This is a genomic window from Angustibacter luteus, assembly GCF_039541115.1.
GTDB lineage: Bacteria > Actinomycetota > Actinomycetes > Actinomycetales > Angustibacteraceae > Angustibacter > Angustibacter luteus.
Genome location: NZ_BAABFP010000005.1, coordinates 749,236 through 767,365, shown reverse-complemented (window position 1 = coordinate 767,365; position 18,130 = coordinate 749,236). Strand labels below are relative to the sequence as shown.

Annotated in this window: 19 protein-coding genes and 1 tRNA gene; 12 read left to right on the top strand and 8 right to left on the bottom strand. The window is 72.3% G+C overall.

Features of this window, described 5'->3' with window-relative positions; translation table 11 throughout:
• Complete coding sequence (gene nagB, locus ABEB17_RS12790; protein WP_345717073.1) at nucleotides 1-783, top strand: glucosamine-6-phosphate deaminase; 783 nt, start codon at nucleotides 1-3, stop codon at nucleotides 781-783.
• A gap of 165 nt (nucleotides 784-948) precedes the next feature.
• Nucleotides 949-1,086, top strand: coding sequence for a hypothetical protein (locus ABEB17_RS12785; protein WP_345717072.1), 138 nt, complete (start codon nucleotides 949-951; stop codon nucleotides 1,084-1,086).
• Nucleotides 1,087-1,169: 83 nt separating this feature from the next.
• Here ABEB17_RS12785 and ABEB17_RS12780 read toward each other — a convergent pair whose 3' ends face one another.
• Together ABEB17_RS12780 and ABEB17_RS12775 are read right to left on the bottom strand one after the other, a co-directional pair.
• Complete coding sequence (locus tag ABEB17_RS12780) at nucleotides 1,170-2,462, bottom strand: peptidoglycan DD-metalloendopeptidase family protein (RefSeq protein ID WP_345717071.1); 1,293 nt, start codon at nucleotides 2,460-2,462, stop codon at nucleotides 1,170-1,172.
• Between the two features lie 41 nt (nucleotides 2,463-2,503).
• Nucleotides 2,504-3,133, bottom strand: coding sequence for a flavin reductase family protein (locus ABEB17_RS12775; protein WP_345717070.1), 630 nt, complete (start codon nucleotides 3,131-3,133; stop codon nucleotides 2,504-2,506).
• A 62-nt stretch (nucleotides 3,134-3,195) separates the two neighbouring features.
• Between ABEB17_RS12775 and ABEB17_RS12770 the strand changes: the two genes are divergently transcribed.
• Nucleotides 3,196-4,245 (top strand): App1 family protein phosphatidate phosphatase, encoded by a 1,050-nt coding sequence (locus ABEB17_RS12770; RefSeq protein ID WP_345717069.1) that lies wholly within the window; start codon nucleotides 3,196-3,198, stop codon nucleotides 4,243-4,245.
• Between the two features lies 1 nt (nucleotide 4,246).
• Here the strand turns inward: ABEB17_RS12770 and fabG are convergent, their stop codons facing one another.
• The 3 genes from fabG to ABEB17_RS12755 all read right to left on the bottom strand — a co-directional run bounded on the left by fabG (nucleotide 4,247) and on the right by ABEB17_RS12755 (nucleotide 7,150).
• A complete protein-coding gene (gene fabG, locus ABEB17_RS12765; protein ID WP_345717068.1) occupies nucleotides 4,247-5,011 on the bottom strand; it encodes a 3-oxoacyl-ACP reductase FabG in 765 nt (254 codons plus the stop codon).
• Nucleotides 5,012-5,103: 92 nt separating this feature from the next.
• Complete coding sequence (locus ABEB17_RS12760; RefSeq protein ID WP_345717067.1) at nucleotides 5,104-6,834, bottom strand: putative T7SS-secreted protein; 1,731 nt, start codon at nucleotides 6,832-6,834, stop codon at nucleotides 5,104-5,106.
• A 13-nt stretch (nucleotides 6,835-6,847) separates the two neighbouring features.
• Nucleotides 6,848-7,150: a hypothetical protein gene (locus ABEB17_RS12755; protein WP_345717066.1), complete on the bottom strand. Its 303-nt coding sequence runs from the start codon at nucleotides 7,148-7,150 to the stop codon at nucleotides 6,848-6,850.
• Between the two features lie 150 nt (nucleotides 7,151-7,300).
• Between ABEB17_RS12755 and ABEB17_RS12750 the strand changes: the two genes are divergently transcribed.
• Nucleotides 7,301-7,450, top strand: a complete 150-nt coding sequence (locus ABEB17_RS12750) for a hypothetical protein (RefSeq protein WP_345717065.1) — start codon at nucleotides 7,301-7,303, stop codon at nucleotides 7,448-7,450.
• A 97-nt stretch (nucleotides 7,451-7,547) separates the two neighbouring features.
• Entirely contained in the window at nucleotides 7,548-8,480 is a 933-nt protein-coding gene (locus tag ABEB17_RS12745) for a proteasome assembly chaperone family protein (RefSeq protein WP_345717064.1), read from the top strand.
• Here ABEB17_RS12745 and ABEB17_RS12740 read toward each other — a convergent pair.
• Nucleotides 8,459-8,710 (bottom strand): hypothetical protein, encoded by a 252-nt coding sequence (locus ABEB17_RS12740; RefSeq protein ID WP_345717063.1) that lies wholly within the window; start codon nucleotides 8,708-8,710, stop codon nucleotides 8,459-8,461. The genes ABEB17_RS12745 and ABEB17_RS12740 overlap by 22 nt on opposite strands.
• A gap of 364 nt (nucleotides 8,711-9,074) precedes the next feature.
• Here ABEB17_RS12740 and ABEB17_RS12735 point away from each other — a divergent pair, with 364 nt between their 5' ends.
• Nucleotides 9,075-9,815 carry a winged helix-turn-helix transcriptional regulator gene (locus ABEB17_RS12735; RefSeq protein WP_345717062.1) on the top strand — a complete coding sequence of 247 codons (741 nt, stop codon included), beginning with the start codon at nucleotides 9,075-9,077 and terminating at the stop codon, nucleotides 9,813-9,815.
• On the opposite strand, the gene ABEB17_RS12730 is transcribed toward ABEB17_RS12735, so the two are convergent.
• Nucleotides 9,812-10,594, bottom strand: coding sequence for a spermidine synthase (locus ABEB17_RS12730; protein WP_345717061.1), 783 nt, complete (start codon nucleotides 10,592-10,594; stop codon nucleotides 9,812-9,814). The genes ABEB17_RS12735 and ABEB17_RS12730 overlap by 4 nt on opposite strands.
• Nucleotides 10,595-10,704: 110 nt before the next feature.
• Here ABEB17_RS12730 and serA point away from each other — a divergent pair, with 110 nt between their 5' ends.
• The 6 genes from serA (at nucleotide 10,705) to ABEB17_RS12700 (ending at nucleotide 15,980) form a co-directional block, all read left to right on the top strand.
• Complete coding sequence (gene serA, locus ABEB17_RS12725) at nucleotides 10,705-11,901, top strand: phosphoglycerate dehydrogenase (RefSeq protein WP_345717060.1); 1,197 nt, start codon at nucleotides 10,705-10,707, stop codon at nucleotides 11,899-11,901.
• A gap of 240 nt (nucleotides 11,902-12,141) precedes the next feature.
• The gene (locus ABEB17_RS12720) at nucleotides 12,142-12,345 is read left to right on the top strand and encodes a cold-shock protein (protein ID WP_345717059.1); all 204 of its coding nucleotides are present in this window, start codon (nucleotides 12,142-12,144) and stop codon (nucleotides 12,343-12,345) included.
• 81 nt (nucleotides 12,346-12,426) lie between these two features.
• Nucleotides 12,427-13,461 (top strand): L-glyceraldehyde 3-phosphate reductase, encoded by a 1,035-nt coding sequence (gene mgrA / locus ABEB17_RS12715; RefSeq protein WP_345717058.1) that lies wholly within the window; start codon nucleotides 12,427-12,429, stop codon nucleotides 13,459-13,461.
• Nucleotides 13,462-13,592: 131 nt separating this feature from the next.
• A tRNA-Sec gene (locus ABEB17_RS12710) sits at nucleotides 13,593-13,688 on the top strand.
• 17 nt (nucleotides 13,689-13,705) lie between these two features.
• Nucleotides 13,706-15,514 (top strand): selenocysteine-specific translation elongation factor, encoded by a 1,809-nt coding sequence (gene selB / locus ABEB17_RS12705; RefSeq protein WP_345717350.1) that lies wholly within the window; start codon nucleotides 13,706-13,708, stop codon nucleotides 15,512-15,514.
• Nucleotides 15,498-15,980, top strand: a complete 483-nt coding sequence (locus ABEB17_RS12700) for a DUF5709 domain-containing protein (RefSeq protein WP_345717057.1) — start codon at nucleotides 15,498-15,500, stop codon at nucleotides 15,978-15,980. The genes selB and ABEB17_RS12700 overlap by 17 nt, the downstream gene beginning before the upstream one ends.
• Before the next feature lie 21 nt (nucleotides 15,981-16,001).
• On the opposite strand, the gene ABEB17_RS12695 is transcribed toward ABEB17_RS12700, so the two are convergent.
• Nucleotides 16,002-18,020 carry a DUF4185 domain-containing protein gene (locus ABEB17_RS12695; RefSeq protein ID WP_345717056.1) on the bottom strand — a complete coding sequence of 673 codons (2,019 nt, stop codon included), beginning with the start codon at nucleotides 18,018-18,020 and terminating at the stop codon, nucleotides 16,002-16,004.
• Nucleotides 18,021-18,130 lie beyond the last annotated feature (110 nt).

Sequence of the window (18,130 nt, the reverse complement as noted above, 5' to 3'; positions counted from 1 at the left end):
GTGGAGGTCGTCATCCTGCCGACAACGGCCGCCCGGGCCGGGCTCGCCGCCGCGGCGATCACGGACCTGTTGCGCCGCAAGCCTTCTGCGGTGCTCGGCCTGGCCACCGGGTCGAGTCCGCTGCCCGTGTACGACGCGCTGGTGGACGCGCACCAGGCGGGCCAGGTGTCGTTCGCCGCGGCGCGCGCGTTCACGCTCGACGAGTACGTCGGGCTGCCGGCGGGGCACCCCGAGGCCTACCGCCAGGTCATCGACCGCGAGCTGGTGGGCCGGGTCGACTTCGCGGACGGGGCCGTGCACGGGCCCAACGGTGACACGGACGACGTCCCGGCCGCGTGCGGGCAGTACGAGCAGGCCATCGCCGCCGCCGGGGGAGTGGACCTGCAGCTGCTCGGGATCGGCACCGACGGGCACCTGGCGTTCAACGAGCCCGGTTCCTCGCTCGCCTCGCGCACGCGGGTGAAGACCTTGACCGCGCAGACCCGGCAGGACAACGCCAGGTTCTTCGACCGCGTCGACGACGTGCCGCACCACGTGATCACCCAGGGCCTGGGCACCATCAGCGAGGCTCGGCACCTGGTGCTGCTGGCTTCGGGGGCGGCCAAGGCAGCCGCCGTCGCAGCGATGGTGGAGGGTCCGGTGAGCGCCTCCTGCCCGGCGTCCGTGCTGCAGCTGCACCCGCACGTCACAGTGCTGCTCGACCCGGAGGCGGCCGGCCTGCTCACCCTGCGCGGGTACTACGAGCAGGTCTGGGACGGAAAGCCCGACTGGCAAGGAATCTGAGCGTGTGAGGCGACTCACCGTCTGACACCGTTGTCTTCCACGCCCCGCCGTGGTGACGGCCCGTACGCTGGGTCGTGGGCCACCAGTCCTGCCGTAGCGCACGAGGCGCTGATCACGACGACGATGTCCGGCGACGACGGGGCCCCACCAGAAGGGGACGATCCCATGTCCAGCACCAAGACTGCCCTCGAGATCACGTTCATCGAGCGGGTCAACCAGGCTGTGGCCGACGACGACACCGCCCTGATCCAGCGACTGGCCGCCGAGTACGACGACGAGCTCGCGCTCCTCAAGATCGCCTGACGGGCCTCAGCACCGAGGCTCGGCACGACCCGACGCCGGACGACGCACCGCGTCGTCCGGCGTCGGCGTTCCCGCGGTCCGGTTCAGCGCTTGGTGCGGATCGAGTGCCGGGGGGACCAGCCGCTCCACCCGACCGGGTTGTGCGCGCGCACGGTGACCTGGCAGACGGTGCCGCGGGGCAGGTTGCGCCACTGGTAGCTGATGGCAGGCGTCGGCACGGTCGCGTACGACCACGGGCGCAACGTGCCGCCGACCGTGCAGCGCCGAGCTGCCTGGTAGGTGGCGGCCGAGGTGCCCAGGCTGGTGCTGCGGTACCAGAGGTGGCTCACCGTGGTGCTCGATGCCGACAGACCGCGGTACCGCGGGGTGGTCGGCACCGAAGCGGGAATGGCGGAGTGCGTCGTCGACCAGGCACTCCATCCCGAGGCGTTGTGGTACGCCGCGCTGAACCGGTAGGTCCGCCCGTCCAGCAGGCCACCGAACGTCGTCGCGCGCTGGGTGGGCGGCAGGTCCCGGTACTTGAGCAGCGTGTACGCGTGCAGGCTCGGGTGGTACATCTCCGCCTTGATCCGCACGAGCCCGACCCCCGCCGGGCGCGCCGAGGGGACCACCAGCACTGACCGGGAACCCCGCTGCGCACTCAGCGTGGGCCGGTTCGGGGTCGCCGCCGGCGCCAGGCAGTCACTGGTCACCGCTGGTGTGTGGACCTGGTCCACCGGGATGGAGTTCCAGGACGAGTACCCGAACTCGGACGGGAAGGCGACCGGCACGCCCGACAGGCAGGCGTTCATCGACGGGATCGGTCGGAACGGTCCGCTGAGCCGCTCCGCGCGGAACTCCAGGTGCAGGTAGCTGACCCGGCAGGGCTTGGTGTTGCCCCAGTTCCCCATGGTGCCGATCACGGTGTCGGGGGTGACGAGCGCACCGTCCTTCGCCACGATCGAGTCCAGGTGGTTGTACCGCGTGACTCCGGCGGCACCGTGGTCCACCCAGGCCCAGGTGCCGGCCGTCACGCCCGCGTCCGGGCAGGACCGGTCGATCGCGCCGACGTGGAACACGCCGGCGCCGGCCGCGTGCACGGGGTCACCCTTGGTGCCGCCGAAGTCGATGGCCCAGTGGCCGTGGTACGGCCCAGGGCAGTTCGACAGCACGCAGGACACCGAGGCCGGCTTGCGCAGCGGGAACACCGTCGGGTCGCTGTAGGGGTGCAGCGCGCTGGGAGCCGCGGCCGACGTGGCGGCCGAGGACGACGCCGTCGCGGTCGCCGTCGCGGTGGTGGTGGCGGACTGCAGCCCCGCCAGCACGCCGACGAGGGCGAGCAGCAGCAGGCCAGGGCGCAGGCCAACGCGCAGGGCATGGCGCAGTGCAGAACTCATGCTGAGTTGTCGGCACGGCGGGCCGTCGGCTTGAGCACGGGTCACCTCTCGGCCGGTTCGTGGTACGGCTCGCGGGCCAGCTCGAAGACCTCACCCAGGGCTCCCCACTGGTCACGACCGAGCCGGCTGGCCGGGTGCAGCGCGCGCACGTCGGGCAGGCCGTCCGCGGCCAGCACCTCACGCGACACGGACAGGTGCACGACGCGCCCGAACACGACGGTGCTGCCGTGGTCCCGCTCGTCGCGGAACGAGTGCTCGCCGGCCAAGACGCACTCCAGCGACACGGGCGACTCGGCCACCCGGACGGGTCGAACCAACCGGCTCGACTCGGCGGTGAGGCCGGCGGCCGCCAGCTCGTCGACGTCCGGCGGGAAGTCCGTGCCGGTCCGGTTGACCTGCTCGGCCAGGGTCCGCGGGGCGAAGTTCACGACGAACTCCCCGGTCTCACGGATGTTGGTGAGCGAGTCCTTGGTGCGTACCGACGTGAACGAGACCACCGGTGGTTCCGCGGACGCGACCGTGAAGAAGGAGTGCGGCGCCAGGTTGGTCACCCCGGCGGCCGACCGGGTGGACACCCAGGCGATCGGCCGGGGGACCACCACCGCCGTCAGCCACGGGTAGGTGGCCCACCGGTCCAGGTCCGCCACGTCCAGCTCGAGTCGCTCGCTCACCGCCTCACCGTACGGGCCGTCCTTCCCCGGTGCGCGCCCGGCGACCCTTCTAGAGTGGGGCCGTGAGCACGCCAGCGGACGAGCAGATGCACCGTGCGGCCCGCACCGAGGACGCGTTCGAGCGGGCTCTCGCCCGGCTCCTGTTCCGTCGCGGCTGGCGTCCCCGGGTCATCCCCTACGTCGGCTACGGCACGCCGTCCAACGCCCGCGTGCTCGGCCGGGTGCTCCTGTCCCCGCCCGGGGTGGGCCAGCGCAGCGACGTGGCGGTCCGCGGTTGGCGGCACTTCGTCAGCGCCAAGCTGGGCGGGGTGCCGGTCGTCGTGGACGTCGGCGGACGGCGGCAGGTCGTCGAGTCCGGCCGCGGCGGGTACATCGACGTCGTGGTCGAGGTCGCGCTCGAACCGGGCTGGACCACGGCCGAGATGCGGATCAGCGGAGCAGGTGTGGCGGAGGCGCCCATCCGCATCGTCGGGACGGACGAGCGGCTCGGGATCATCAGCGACATCGACGACACGGTCCTGGTGACCGCGCTGCCGCGACCGTTCCTGGCCTTCTGGAACACCTTCGTCCGGCACGAGGAGTCGCGGCGGCCGGTCCCCGGGATGGCCGAGCTGTACCGCACCCTCACCCGGCACCACCCCGGAGCCTTCGTGGTCTACGTCTCGACCGGTGCCTGGAACCTGGCCCCTGCGCTGCAACGCTTCCTGCGGCGGCGCGGGTTCCCGGACGGACCGCTGCTGCTGACCGACTGGGGTCCGACCCCCGACGGCTGGTTCCGGTCCGGGCAGGACCACAAGCGCCGGACCCTGCGCCGGCTCGTCGACGAGTTCCCACAGATGCGTTGGGTGCTGGTCGGCGACGACGGCCAGCACGACCCCGCCCTGTACGAGGAGCTCGCCTGGGCGCGGCCCGACCACATCCGCCTGGTCGCCATCCGCCAGCTCGGCCTCACCGAGCAGGTCCTCACGCACGGGACGCCGACACCCCGGGTGGGTCAGCGCGTCTCCGCGACGACAGCCGACGTGCCCTGGGTGCAGGCGTCCAACGGCCACGGGATCGTGGAGTCGCTGCGCCAGCAGGGCCTCACCCGGGACGAGACCCTGCGTCCGTAGGTCAGAGCTTGGCGCCTCCGTCGACGTACAGCGTCTGCCCGGTGACGAACGACGCGGCGTCACTGGCGAAGAACGCGATGGCGTTCGCGATGTCATCGGGGTACCCCACCCGCCGCACCGGCGCCGCCTGCGCGCTCACCTCCCGCAGCTGGTCCGGGGTGATGCCCAACCGGGCCGCAGTCGCATCGGTCATCTCGGTGACCACGAAGCCGGGTGCCACCGCGTTCACCGTCACCCCGAACGGGCCGAGCTCGATCGCGAGGGTGCGGGTGAACCCCTGCAGGCCCATCTTCGCCGCCGAGTAGTTGGCCTGACCCCGGTTGCCCAGCGCCGAGACGCTCGACAGGTTCACGATCCGGCCGTGCTTCTGCGCCACGAAGTGCTGCTGAGCGGCCTTGCTCATCAGGTACGCGCCCTTCAGGTGCACGCCGATGACGGTGTCCCAGTCCTCCTCGCTGAGCTTGAACAGCAGGTTGTCCCTGGTCACGCCGGCGTTGTTGACCAGGATGTGCAGACCCCCCAGTCGCTCGACGACCGTGTCGACCGCGCGCTGGACCGCCTCGGGGTCCCGCACGTCCGCACCGACCCCGATCGCGTCCGCGGAGACCTCCGACGCAATGTCCTTGGCGGTGGCGGCTGCAGCCGACTCGTCGAGGTCCAGCAGGGCGACCTTCGCGCCGTCCGCCGCCAGTCGACGTGCCGTTGCGGCGCCGATACCTCGTGCCGCCCCGGTGACCAGTGCCACGCGTCCGTCCAGTGCACCCATTCGTCCGCTCCCTCGCTCGACTCGACCCGGATGATCCTGTCAGAGCGGGAGGCTCGTGGCCCGCCCGCGGGTCCCGCCGCTGGGGGACCGGGTCACGGTTCGTCGGCGGGTGTCGCGCTCGCCCGCGTCGCCCCGGTGGCGCCGAGCGTCGCCGCCGCGTTCTGCGCGACCGCGCGCGGGTCGTGGCTGAGCAGTCCGGGTGCGGTCGAGGTGGCCGGTGCGTCCTGGCCGAGCCGGGCGAGTGCAGCCGGCAGGTCACCGATGCCCGGCGGGGGTGGCACCAGCCGGTAGCGGTCGCCGATCACCCGCTCGAGCGCTGCCTTGCGCTCGGGGTCGATACCGACGTCCCGGTAGAGGTCGTAGTCGGCGTGCGTCTCGCCGCCGGCGCGGAAGCTGTCCGCGGTGTGCGTCTGCACCTCCAGCAGCCGGCCGCTGACCGGGTCGCGCACCGTGATGTTGAGCCCCTGGTAGCGCTCCTTGCCCCAGAACGACTTGGCTTCGACGACCTGAAACCCCTCGTGCCGCAGCTGTTCGACGGTCTGCACCGATCGGGCGACGTAGACGTCGTCGGGGTACACGATCGTGTACCGCACGGCGTCGTTGACCCGCCCGGCCACCGGGGCCGGGCGCCCGCTGGCCCCGGCCAGGTCACCGGCGAGCTTCCGGTTCAGCGACGCCCCGCCCTTGAGCACGGTGTCGGGGTACTCCCGGGTGCCGCCCAGGCGGTCGGCCACCCGCTCGATCCGTGGCGTCACGCCCGGCTCGGCGTGCGCAGCGTCTCGGGCGACCGCCTTCGCCACCGCGTGGTCCAGCGGTGCCAGCCGGGTCACCGTGCCGATCCGGCTGGGCTCGCTCGCGTACGGCGTCAGGTCCCGCACCCTCAGCCCTTCGCGGCCGTACAGCCGTTGCTCGCGGATCGCCGTGCGCAGTGCGAGTCCTTCGGCGCCCGGCGCCATCGAGTGCACCCGCGCCGCGAACGTGGACAGCCGAGCCGCCGACCCGGTGCCGGCAGTCGCCACGGTGACGAGCGTGGCCGGGACCAGGCTCGCGCCCCACACCGTCTTGCTCTCGTCCCAGGTGTCGAGGTCGAGCAGCGCGCGGGTGGTCCTGCCCGGATGAGTCGCGGCTCCCCGGAGCGCCTGGGCCGCATCGTCACCCCGGTAGCCGGTGGGGTTCACCGTCTGCTGCACGGAGGTGAGCAGCAGAGGCGCCAGGAGGTCGGCGGTTCCCTTGACCAGTCCGACGTCGATGTCCTCGGCGGAGTCCAGCGCGCGGCTGAGCTGACGCTGGAGCGTCGAGTGCTGTGGAGCGAGGTCACGGGCCGACCTGAGCGCGGCCGCCGCATCGGCCCCGCTGGCGCGGACCTGGGTCCGGGCGCGGTCGACCTGTTCCGTCAGCATCATCCGGGTGTCCGCCATCGGGTCGCGGCCGGCGGCGCCCGCGCGCGCCCAGTCGGCGGTCACCCGCGCGGCCTGCAGGTCGGCGGTCACCGCGTCCTGCGCGACCTGCTGCGCCCGGGCCAGGACGGCGGCGTGCTGGCGGAGGTGGTCGGCGGCCTGGGCCATCACGGACCCGGCTCGACCCACCGGGCGCGAGTCGAACGAGATCGCGTGCTGGCACCAGCGCGCAGCCCGGCCCTGCCAGCCGGGGACGGCGATCCGCTGCATCAACGCGGACAGCCGCAGCAGGCCGTCGCAGACCTGCTCCAGCTCGGTCGCGACGTCCAGCACCCTCGACACCCGCCCGGGGACGACGTCCGCCCCGCAGGAGGCACCGGGGAACGCCCGCGGCGGAGCCTCGGCCAGGGTCGGCGCCCCGCTCATCGGGCCGGCCCGCTCATCGGCCCGTCCAGGACATGGACGCGACCGCGTGCTCGGTTCGCAGGTAGGTGTCGCGCGCCGTACGCATCACCAGCGCCCACCGGGTGGCCTGCGACGCCACCCGGTCCAGCCCGTCCTGCCAGGCCGAGGCGAAACCCACCAGTGCGGCAGCGAGCTCGTCGTCGCCGCTGTCCAGGGCGCGCCCGCGGAGCACGCCGGGGTGCTCACGCAGGTCGCGGACGGCGTGCGCGGCGGCCTCGAGCCGCGATGCCTCCGCCTCGAGCACGGCGGGCACGACGCTGAAGCTGGCACCGTTCATCGTGGGGTCCTCATGTCACCGACCGTAGAGAAGGTGCGCGGGTCGCCGCCGACGTTGTCCACAGGGTCGGGGAGGGCCCCGGATGCGGAGGCAGTCTCCGCGTCTGCCAGAATGGTCAAGTCTTCAACAGAAAACCGCTGGGAGGCACTCGTGAGCCAGGACACCACCATCGTCGCCGCGTCTGGTGGCGAGCGTCCCCGGACCAGCCAGAGCGTCGCCAACCCCCGTCGCCTCCGGCTCGACCACGCCGGTCGCCCGCTGCCCGTGACGTCGCGCGACGAGGACTGCCGCCCGGCCTGACGGCAGGGATGGTTCTGGCCGCCGTCGGCGTTGACCACGGCAGGCGGCACCCGCGACCACCCGGTCACCTTCGACGTCGCCGCTGACGGAGGACCACGTGCTCGACCCTCGTAGCCTGTACACGCTCGCCGACCCCTCGCCGGACCTCGTGCCCGGCCCGGGCCCGGTGCTGGTGCACGCGCTGAACGGGTTCGTGGACGCCGGCTCGGCCCCACGCCTCGTCGCGGACCACCTGCTCGGCTCCCTGCCGCACGAGCCGGTCGCCACCTTCGACGCGGACCAGCTGGTCGACTACCGGTCGCGGCGCCCCGCCATGGTGTACGACCACGACCACTACGCCTCGTTCGAGCGCCCCGAGCTGGTGCTGTACGCCGTGCGGGACCGGGACGGGCAGGTCTTCCTGCTCCTGCGCGGACCGGAGCCGGACACCCAGTGGGAACGCTTCGCCGCCGCGGTGACCGAGCTCATCGAGCACTTCGACGTGTCCTCCACGGTGGGCCTGCACGCGATCGGGATGCCAGTCCCGCACACCCGTCCGCTCGGCGTCATCGGGCACGCCAACCGCGCCGACCTGGTGCCGCAGGGCCAGAGCTGGCCGGGCACCGTGCAGATCCCGGGCTCGGCCGCCGCGCTCCTCGAGCTGCGGCTGGGCGAGGCCGGGCACCCGGCACTGGGCTTCGTCGTCCAGGTGCCGCACTACCTGTCCGACACCCCGTACCCCGATGCGGCCGCTGTGCTGCTCGACTCGCTCAGCGACTACGCCGGACTCGTGGTCCCGCGCTCGGACCTGCTCAGTGCCGCCGAGCAGACCCGCGAGGCCATTGCCGAGCAGGTCGCCGGCTCGGACGAGGTCGCCCGCGTGGTCACCGCTCTGGAGCAGCAGTACGACGCCTACGTGGGCGGTCAGGAGCGCCGCAGCCTGCTGGCGACCGACGACGCGAAGCTGCCGTCCGCGGACGAGCTGGCCGCCGAGGTGGAGCGCTACCTCAAGGCCGAGGCCCCCGGCGGTCAAGAGGACCCCGGAGCCTGAGCCGGCGCGTCCCGGCCACTGGTCGCGCGGTAGTTGCGCAGGCAGATCGCGATCGACAGGCCGCAGTTGGCGACGGCCGCCCACTGCCGCCCCTGGGTGAGCGCCGGCCGCCACATCACCGTCGAGGCGATGCACACCAGCCAGCCCAGGCGTCGCTGTGCGGCCAGGTACGTCCCGAGCAGGCCGACCCCGATGGCCGTCGCACCGAACAGCTGCAGTGCGGCGGTCACCGGGGGAGCCCGCGTCGGATCCACCGACGGCGGGGGCGCCGTCCGGTGTCGTGGTGACGTCGCTGCGCCTCGATCAGGCGGCTGGCGACGACCTCGGCGGCGTACGGGGCGGTGAGTGCGGAGTGCATGACAGACCTCTCGTCGTGGTGCGGACGGCTCCGGTGCCCGTCCGTCGCACGTAGCGTCCGTCGCACCGGGTAGCCCCGACGAGTGGCGATGCCGTACCGCCGCCGTCGGCCCGCGTCGTGCGATCGAAACCGCCTGAAGCACCGCATATCCGGTGCTGCGCGCCCCGGCCGACGCCTGCCAAGCAGTACAGAAAATGCACTACCCAGCGCTCGGTGGCCGGGCGACCATGGAGGCCATGAGGACGAGCTACTCCGACTACTGCCCCATCGCGATGGGTGTCGACGTCCTCGGTGACCGGTGGACACCGCTGGTCATCCGGGAGCTCATGGTCGGCGCCACCGGGTTCAACGAGATCCACCGCGGCATCCCGCGGATCAGCCGGACCTTGCTCACCCAGCGGCTACGGCAGCTGGCGCGGCAGGGACTCGTGCGCCGCGAGGTCTCGACGCGGGGCCGGCCCGGGCGGTACGTCCTCACCGAGGCGGGTGAGGGGCTGACCCCGATCGTCTGGGCGATGGGGCACTGGGCGGCGGAGTGGGTGTTCGGCGACCCCACCGACGAGGACTGCGACGGTCTGTCCGTGATCTGGCGGCTGCACCAGCACGCGATCCCGGCCAAGCTCCCGGCGACGCGCACCGTCGTCCACTTCGCCCTGACCGGGCCCGGCGCGGCCGAGGGCTGGCTCGCGGTGGACTCGAGCGGCGCCACCGTCTGCCGCGAGGACCAGGGCCACGACGTGGACCTGGCCGTCCAGGCCGACACGGCCCAGATGCACCGGTGGCTGAACGGGCGGGTGCCGTTCCGCGAGCTCGTCGCGGACGGCCACGCCCGCCTGATCGGCCCGAGCCGGCTGGCCCGCGCCTTCCCGACGTGGTTCGACATGAGCCTCTTCGCCGAAGGCTTGCGCCGCGCCGAGCTGCGCCGGCAGGTCGTGCCGGTGGCGCCGGTGGCGCTACCCCCGCGGGCCACTGCCTAGGGCGGGGTGATCGGGTCGGCGCCGGACGCCAGCTGCCGGACGTCGGAGGGCGGCACGACGCGGGCCGGTACCGGACCGCTGACCACCCGGCGGGTCAGGTCGGCGATGGGCAGCCGCCGCCGCGAGGCCAGCAGGAGCACGTTCCCGTACCGCCGGCCGCGCAGGTGCTGGGTCTCGCCGACGAGCGCCACCTGCGAGAACAGCGTCAAGGCGGTCGCGACCTCGCGCCGGACCAGCCCGAGCCCGGGACGGTCGGCGATGTTGGCCACGTACAGGCCGTCCGCGCTCAGCACGCGCGCGGCCTGGCCGACGAACTCCGTGGTCGTCAGGTGCGCGGGAGTCGTGTCGCCGGCGAACGCGTCGCGGATGACCAGGTCGAAGTGCCCGGACTCGAGCGGACGCAGTCCCTCGAGACCGTCGCCCTCGCGGAGCCGGAAGCCGCTGCGCCGGCTGTAACCGAACGTCTGCCGGGCCAGCTCGATCACCGCGGGGTCGTCGTCCAGCACGATCTGTCGGGAGCGCGGCCGGGTCGCCGCGACGTACCGGGCCAGGGTGCAGCCTGCCCCTCCGACGTGAACCGTGTGCACGGGCTCGCCCTCGGCGGCCATGACGTCGATGACGTCGCCCGCCCACCGCACGTACTCGAACTCCAGCCGGGTGGGGTCGCCGAGGTGCACGTAGCTGCTCGGCACCCCCGAGACCAGCATCGTGTAGCCGAGCGGGTCGTCCGGGTCCTGGACGACGGAGGGCCGGCTGGGCGGCTGGTCTGCCTCGCTCACCCGGCCCAGCCTAGGGCGACGGGCGTCCACGAGGTGGACCGGCGTCTCGTCCTGCGGGCAGTCCTCGTACCCTGAGGTACCACCTCCGACGACGCTCCAGGAGAGACGGCGTGCGCGCACTGCTGCTCGAGAACATCCACACCGACGCGGCCGAGCTGCTGCGAGCCAGCGGCCACGAGGTCGAGACCCGCTCCGGAGCGTTGGACGAGGACGAGCTGATCGACGCCCTGCCCGGCATCGACCTGCTCGGCATCCGGTCGACGACCTTCCTGACCGAGAAGGTGCTGGCCGGCGCGCCGCAGCTGCAGGCCGTCGGCGCGTTCTGCATCGGCACCAACCAGATCGACCTCACCGCAGCGACCGGGAACGGCGTCGCCGTGTTCAACGCGCCGTACTCGAACACCCGCAGCGTGGTCGAGGTGACCATCGGCGCGATCATCGCGCTCGCCCGCCGGCTGACCGAGAAGAACGCCGCCATGCACGCGGGAATCTGGGACAAGTCGGCCAAGGGCTCGCACGAGGTGCGCGGCCGCAAGCTGGGCATCGTCGGCTACGGCAACATCGGCTCTCAGCTGTCCGTGGTCGCGGAGGCACTCGGCATGTCGGTGTTCTTCTACGACACCGAGGACCGGCTGGCGATGGGGAACGCCCGCCGCTGCGGCAGCCTCGGCGAGCTGCTCGAGACCGCCGAGGTCATCTCCCTGCACGTCGACGGACGTCCGGGCAACCAGGACATGTTCGGCGAGCAGCAGTTCGCGACGATGCGGCCGCGCTCGTTCTTCATGAACATGTCCCGCGGCTTCGTGGTCGACACCGAGGCGCTCGGCAAGCACATCCGGTCCGGTCACATCGCCGGCGCGGCGATCGACGTCTTCCCGTTCGAGCCGAAGCGCCAGGGGGACCCCTTCGATTCCGACCTGCGCGGCCTGCCCAACGTGATCCTCACCCCGCACGTCGGCGGCAGCACGCAGGAGGCGCAGCAGGACATCGGGCGCTTCGTCGCGGGCAAGCTGATCGGCTACGCCCAGGGCGGCTCGACGTCCCTGTCGGTCAACATGCCCCCGATCGGGGCCGGCGACCTGGCCGGGTCGCACCGGCTGGCGCACATGCACCGCAACGTGCCGGGGGTGCTGGCCACCGTGAACGCCCTGTTCGCCGAGCACGGGGTCAACGTCGAGGCGCAGAACCTGAGCACCCGCGGAGACGTCGGCTACCTGGTCACGGACGTCAACGCCGACTACACGCCGGAGATCGTCGAGCGCCTGGAGCAGATGCCCGAGACCATCCGGTTGCGGGTCCTGTCCTGACCTGGTTCTCGAGCGAATCGACCGGGTGACAACACTGGCGCTGAGCCCCCTGCATGGCATAATAGTCGGTGCTGCAGTTCAGATTTCTTGCGTTGATCGGCGCTGGGGGTGGCGTATCCGCCCCGGGCGCTGATGTTCACGGGCTCCGCTCGCTAGGGCCACAGCTCCAACGTGGGGATGTATGACCGCACACCAGACCGGCACAGTGTCGGTCGCAGTACGTCCCCTGGAGGAGACGGCATGGCACAGGGTTCTGTGAAGTGGTTCAACGCTGAGAAGGGCTTCGGCTTCATTGCTCAGGACGGCGGCGGCGCCGACGTCTTCGTGCACTACTCGGCGATCCAGAGCCAGGGCTACCGCTCGCTGGACGAGAACCAGCGCGTCGAGTTCGAGATCACCCAGGGCCCCAAGGGCCCGCAGGCGGAGAACGTCACCGCCATCTGATCTCGTCAGACTGAACGACGGCCCCCCGCAGTCTGCGGGGGGCCGTCGTGCGTCCTGGCCGGACCGGTGCAGACTGGCGCCATGATCCCTGCACCCTTCCGCGCCGCGGACGACCGCTACGACTCGATGACCTACCGACGGACGGGGCGAAGCGGGGTGCAGCTGCCCGCCGTGTCGCTCGGCCTCTGGCACAACTTCGGGGACGACGTCCCGTTCGAGCGTCAGCAGGCGACCCTGCGCCGGGCGTTCGACCTGGGCATCACGCACTTCGACCTCGCCAACAACTACGGGCCGCCCTACGGCGGCGCCGAGACGAACTTCGGCCGCCACTTCGCCACCGACTTCCGGCCCTACCGCGACGAGCTGGTCATCTCGTCCAAGGCCGGCTACGACATGTGGCCCGGGCCCTACGGCGAGTGGGGCTCCCGCAAGTACCTGCTGGCCTCGCTGGACCAGTCGCTGACCCGGATGGGCCTGGACTACGTCGACATCTTCTACAGCCACCGGTTCGACCCGGAGACCCCGCTCGAGGAGACCATGGGCGCCCTCGACCACGCCGTGCGGTCGGGCAAGGCGCTGTACGCCGGTATCTCGTCGTACTCCCCGGAGCGGACCGCCGAGGCGGCCGCGATCCTGCGGGCCATGGGCACGCCGTTGCTGATCCACCAGCCGTCGTACTCGATGCTGAACCGCTGGGTCGAGGAGAGCCTGCTGGACACGTTGGAGGCCGAGGGCGTCGGCGCGATCGCGTTCTCCCCGTTGGCCCAGGGCATGCTCACCGACAAGTACCTGGACGGTGTGCCGGAGGGTTCGCGGGCCAGCCAGGGCAAGTCCCTGTCGACCGAGCTGCTCACCGACGAGTCGCTCCGGCACGTGCGGGCGCTCAACGAGATTGCCTCGGCGCGCGGGCAGTCGCTGGCCCAGATGGCGCTGGCCTGGGCGCTGCGCGACGACCGGGTCACGTCGGTCCTGGTCGGGGCCAGCAGCGTCGGCCAGCTCGAGGCCAACGTCGCCGCGCTCGACAACCTCGGCTTCAGCGACGACGAGCTCGAGGCCATCGACGGGCACGCGATCGAGGCGGGCATCAACCTCTGGAAGACCTCCAGCGACCACTGACCCCACCTCCCCGCGGTGATCATGCACGTTCGCCCCGGACGCCAGGGCGAACGTGCATGATCACGGGGGAGTTGGAGCGGGTGGCCCGGTAGCCTCGGGCCTGCCGCGGTCCGCCAGCACGACGGTCGCGGGGAGGCGTCTGGGTACCTGGTGGTCCCCGCGGTCTTCAACACCGACGAGACCGAGCACCTCGGTCTGGCGGGTTCGATTCCCGTCCGCCTCCGCCACCTAGGCTGGCGCGGTGATGCACGTGCTGGCCACCGCAGGACACGTCGACCACGGCAAGTCCGCGCTGGTCCGCGCCGTGACCGGCCAGGAGCCCGACCGGTACGCCGAGGAGCAGCGCCGCGGCCTCACGCTGGACCTCGGCTTCGTCTGGACGACGCTGGACGGCGAGACGCTGGCGTTCGTCGACGTGCCCGGCCACGAGCGGTTCGTCCCGACGATGCTGGCCGGGCTCGGCCCGGTGCCTGCCGTCGTCCTCGTCGTCGCGGCCGACGCGGGGTGGATGCCGCAGACCCAGGAGCACGTGGAGGCCATCGAGGCGTTCGGCGTTCGGCACGGGCTCGTGGTGGTGTCGCGCGCCGACCTCGCCGATCCCGCACCGGTCGTCACGGATGTCCGGGAACGGTTGCAGCACACCGGGTTGGCGGGGGCGACGGTCGTGGCAGCGAGTGCGCGGACCGGGCAGGGGCTGGACGACGTCCGGTCGGCGTTGCTGGCTCTCGTGCGCAGCCTGCCCCCGCCGGACCGGACCGCGCCGGTGCGTCTGTGGGTGGACCGTTCGTTCTCGATCAAGGGTGCCGGGACGGTGGTCACCGGCACCCTCGGCGCCGGCACGCTGCGCAAGGGTGACCGGCTCGCGCTGGGGGACGGCACCACGGCGACCGTCCGCGGGTTGCAGAGCCTCGAGCAGTCGCACGCGTCGGTCGAGGCCGCCGCCCGGGTCGCCGTGAACCTGCGCGGGATCACCCGCGACCAGGTGCGCCGGGGTGACGCCTTGACCGTGCCGGAAGCGTTCTGGCGCACCGACACCATCGACGTCCGGTGCCCCACGATGGCGGAGCGGGCGCCGACCACTGCCGTGCTCCACCTGGGATCGGCGCAGGTGACCGCCCACGTGCGCCCCCTGGCCGGCGACCTGTGGCGACTGAGGCTCGAGCGCGCCCTGCCGCTGCACCAGGGCGACGTCGGGCTGCTGCGAGACCCCGGGCGCGGGCTGGTCCTCAGCGGCGTCACGGTCCTGGACGTCGATCCGCCGGCGCTGAGCCGTCGCGGGGCGGCGCGCGCCCGGGCCGCGGACCTGACCGCGGTCACCGGGGCGCCGGACGTCGCGCAAGAGCTCGCTCGGCGGCGGGTGGTCTCGCGAACGCACCTGGTGGCGATGGGACTGCCGGCGCGGCAGGTCGGGGAGTTCGGTGAGCCGGGGGAGTGGCTGGTGCACGACGGGTACGGCGTCGAGCTCGGCGAGCGGCTGAGCGCCCTGGTCGGCCGGCACGACGACCAGCACCCCCTGGACCGCGGTCTGCCGCTGGAGGTGGCGCGCGCGCAGCTGCACCTGCCGTCGGTGCAGGTGCTGCCCCAGCTGGTCCGGCCACCGCTGACGATCGCCGGTGGACGGGTGCGGCGCGAGGACGACGACCCGCAGCGCCTGCCAGGTGACGTGGGCTCGGCGGTGACGGCGCTGGTCGCCGAGCTGGACCGGGCCGGCGAGCCGGTGCCGGCGGCGTCGGCGGAACGGCTGGCTGACCTGGGGCTGGGTCGCCGCGAGGTCGCCGCAGCCGTTCGGGCCGGCCAGCTCGTGGACTGCGGCCATGGGGTCGTGCTGACACCCCTGGCGCGGCAGCGGGCAGCGGACCTGCTGGGCACCCTGCAACCCGGGTTCGCGGTGGGCGCGGTCCGGGACGTCTGGCAGACCTCGCGCCGGGTCGCCGTGCCGCTGCTGGAACACCTGGACGCCCTGGGGTTGACCGTCCGCGACGTCCAGGGGCTTCGGTCCCTGCGCGCCGGGGGCGCGATGGTGGCAGGCTCGGGTCATGACAGACGTGCCTGACAGCGAGATCGACAGCAGCGGCGTGTTCAGCGTCGACGACGAGGACCAGCCCGGCGCCGAGGACGGCCTGGACGATCGCGGGCTGGTCGACCCGTTGGACGAGGGCTACAGCCCACCCGAGAAGCCCCGGGGCGTCGAGTCCTTCGGGACGACGTTCGAGGAGGCGCGCCAGGGGGAGAGCCTCGACCAGCGGATCGCGCAGGAGGAGCCGGACCCGAGCGCCGCGTTCGACGACCCGCTCGCCGACGTCGCCCCGGACCGTGACGACCCGGACGCCGTGGACGACCTGGACGACGGCTTCGACGGGGGCGACGAGGTCGGCGACCGCCGGGCGGGCCGGCTGGTCGACCCCGACCAGGGCTTCGGCGAGGACACCGAGAAGGACCTGGTCGGCTACGACGCCGGCATCGACGGTGCCGGCGCGTCGGCCGAGGAGGCCGCCGTGCACGTCATCGACGAGCCCTGACCATCGACGAGCCGTGGGGCCTCAGCCCAGCACCGCCGGGTCGATGAACGCGGTCATCAGGTGCGCCTGGTACGGGTTCCAGGACGACAGCGTGAAGTAGATGTCGGCGCCGCCGCCGCGAGCCCGGGTCAGGTCGGCGATCTGGTACGGCCCGTACTCACCGCCGGGTTCGTCGTCGCGCCGGTGACCGAACATGTCGTCCTGGACGTGGTCGCACACCCGGGTCGTCCACGGAAGGTGCATGAAGCGGCCCAGGCCGCGCCCTGAGCACGGGTCCGCCGCGTCGTCCAGTGCCCATGGATCGAAGAGCATGACCGGTGCCGTCGTCCAGGGCCCCCACGGCGCGGGCGCGCTGCGCAGGTGGATGCCGCGCAGGTTGTCCGAGTTGTAGGTCGCGACGTAGCGGTGCAGGGCCGGCTGCCAGCGGACCGACAGCTCGCCCACCGAGCCGTCGTGGAACAGGGGCGTGGCGTCGTCCTCGGACCGGCTCCAGCGAGGGGACGTGCGGGTCCCTGCGAAGTAGCGCACGTCGAACGGGCCGGGTTCGAGCTGGGCGAACGGCACGACGGCGAGGTAGACGTCACTCGACCGGTAGCGCCCGCTGCCCCAGATCCACAGGACGTCGGTGCCCGCGGGGAGCCCCACGCCGTCCGCGGCGCGCGCGTCCAGCGGGCCGCGCTGGACGGACACGTTGACGAGCTTGTGCCGGGACAGCTCACGGACCAGGCGGAACGCGAAACCGTCGTCGTCACACCGGGTGATCACCGAGCGGCCCATGAGCTCACTGCCGCCGTAGCTGCGGTGGTCGGTCGAGAAGAACGCGTACAGGTGGTCGCCGGCACTGACCGCGTCCAGCGGGACCTCGAAACCACGCTGGCTGATGCCGTCGCTGATCCGCGGTGGCTCCCAGAAGAAGGCGAGGTCGAGGCCGTCCTCGGGGGTGGTGTCCTGGGTATACGCCACGAGGTCGAGGTTGTCCCAGTCCGCGGGCTGGTTGTTGCGCAGCGTGTCGCCGAACAGGAAGTACGTGCGGCCGCGGTGCGGGAACGAGACGCCGAGGTCGGTGCCCCGGACCCGGTAGGCAGACTCGGTGCGGTTGTGGGCGAACGGCGGGTCGCCCTCGCCGTCCCAGCCGGTCCGGTCGTGCTCGCCGGTCAGCTGGCAGATCCGGCGGGTGCTCGTGATGCTCACGGGGTACTCCTCCCACCGCACCACGCCGTTGCGCAGCCAGGGCGCGCCGACGTCCTCGTTGGGGTGGAAGTAGCCGATGACGCTCTGCGCGCGCTCCTCCACGATGAGCTCGAAGTTGCGGTGGTCCTCGCCGTAGTCGCTGCTGATCAGGCTCGCCCAGCCGTTCGCGGAGTCGGTGACGAACTGGCCGCGTTGCCAGGGCAGGGTGACGTCGGTGTTGTCGTGGAAGAAGTGCCGGAGCTGCTGCCCGTCGCCCCAGGGCACCGGCACGACGACTTCGAAGTTGCCGTGGTCGCCGTCGGCGAAGTCGGACTGGATGAGGCAGCCGGGTCCGGCGACGTTGGTGGCGATGGTGCCGGCGCGTTGCCAGGGGAGGGTGACGTCGGTGTTGTCGTGGAAGAAGTGGACGAGGTCGAGCCCTCCGTTGCCGTTGTTGACGGGGACGACGACTTCGAAGTTGCCGTGGTCGCCGTCGGCGAAGTCGGACTGGATGAGGCAGCCGGGTCCGGCGACGTTGGTGGCGATGGTGCCGGCGCGTTGCCAGGGGAGGGTGACGTCGGTGTTGACGTGGAACCAGTGGACGAGCTCGAGCCCTCCGTTGCCGTTGGTCATCGGCACGACGACCTCGAAGTTGCCGTGGTCGCCGTCGGCGAAGTCGGACTGGATCAGGCAACCGGCCCCGGCCGCGCCAGCCGGCACGACTACCTGGCCGGGCCGCCACTCATGGCCCTCGCTGTTGTCCCGGAACCAGTGCTGCAGCTGGTCACCGGTCCAGATCACGGCTTCGAAGTTGCGGTGGTCGCCGCCACTGAAGTCCCCCTGGATCAGGCTCGCGAAGATCCTGGACACGCCAGGCCTCCGTTCTCCCGAGGAGGTTGAGTCAACCACGCGGCGCCGCGCGACACGCCCGGGACTGAGCAGGGCCGGGGCAGGTCGGTTTGACTCGCGGCGCCCCTTCG

What these genes read in the sequence shown, in the direction of transcription:
- ABEB17_RS12735 (WP_345717062.1), top strand. Translation starts at nt 9,075, where the DNA reads ATGAGGACGAGCTACTCCGACTACTGCCCCATCGCGATGGGTGTCGAC.
- selB (WP_345717350.1), top strand. Translation starts at nt 13,706, where the DNA reads ATGCACGTGCTGGCCACCGCAGGACACGTCGACCACGGCAAGTCCGCG.
- ABEB17_RS12700 (WP_345717057.1), top strand. Translation starts at nt 15,498, where the DNA reads ATGACAGACGTGCCTGACAGCGAGATCGACAGCAGCGGCGTGTTCAGC.
- ABEB17_RS12780 (WP_345717071.1), bottom strand. Translation starts at nt 2,462, where the DNA reads ATGAGTTCTGCACTGCGCCATGCCCTGCGCGTTGGCCTGCGCCCTGGC.
- fabG (WP_345717068.1), bottom strand. Translation starts at nt 5,011, where the DNA reads ATGGGTGCACTGGACGGACGCGTGGCACTGGTCACCGGGGCGGCACGA.
- ABEB17_RS12720 (WP_345717059.1), top strand. Translation starts at nt 12,142, where the DNA reads ATGGCACAGGGTTCTGTGAAGTGGTTCAACGCTGAGAAGGGCTTCGGC.
- ABEB17_RS12755 (WP_345717066.1), bottom strand. Translation starts at nt 7,150, where the DNA reads ATGAACGGTGCCAGCTTCAGCGTCGTGCCCGCCGTGCTCGAGGCGGAG.
- ABEB17_RS12760 (WP_345717067.1), bottom strand. Translation starts at nt 6,834, where the DNA reads ATGAGCGGGGCGCCGACCCTGGCCGAGGCTCCGCCGCGGGCGTTCCCC.
- mgrA (WP_345717058.1), top strand. Translation starts at nt 12,427, where the DNA reads ATGATCCCTGCACCCTTCCGCGCCGCGGACGACCGCTACGACTCGATG.
- ABEB17_RS12785 (WP_345717072.1), top strand. Translation starts at nt 949, where the DNA reads ATGTCCAGCACCAAGACTGCCCTCGAGATCACGTTCATCGAGCGGGTC.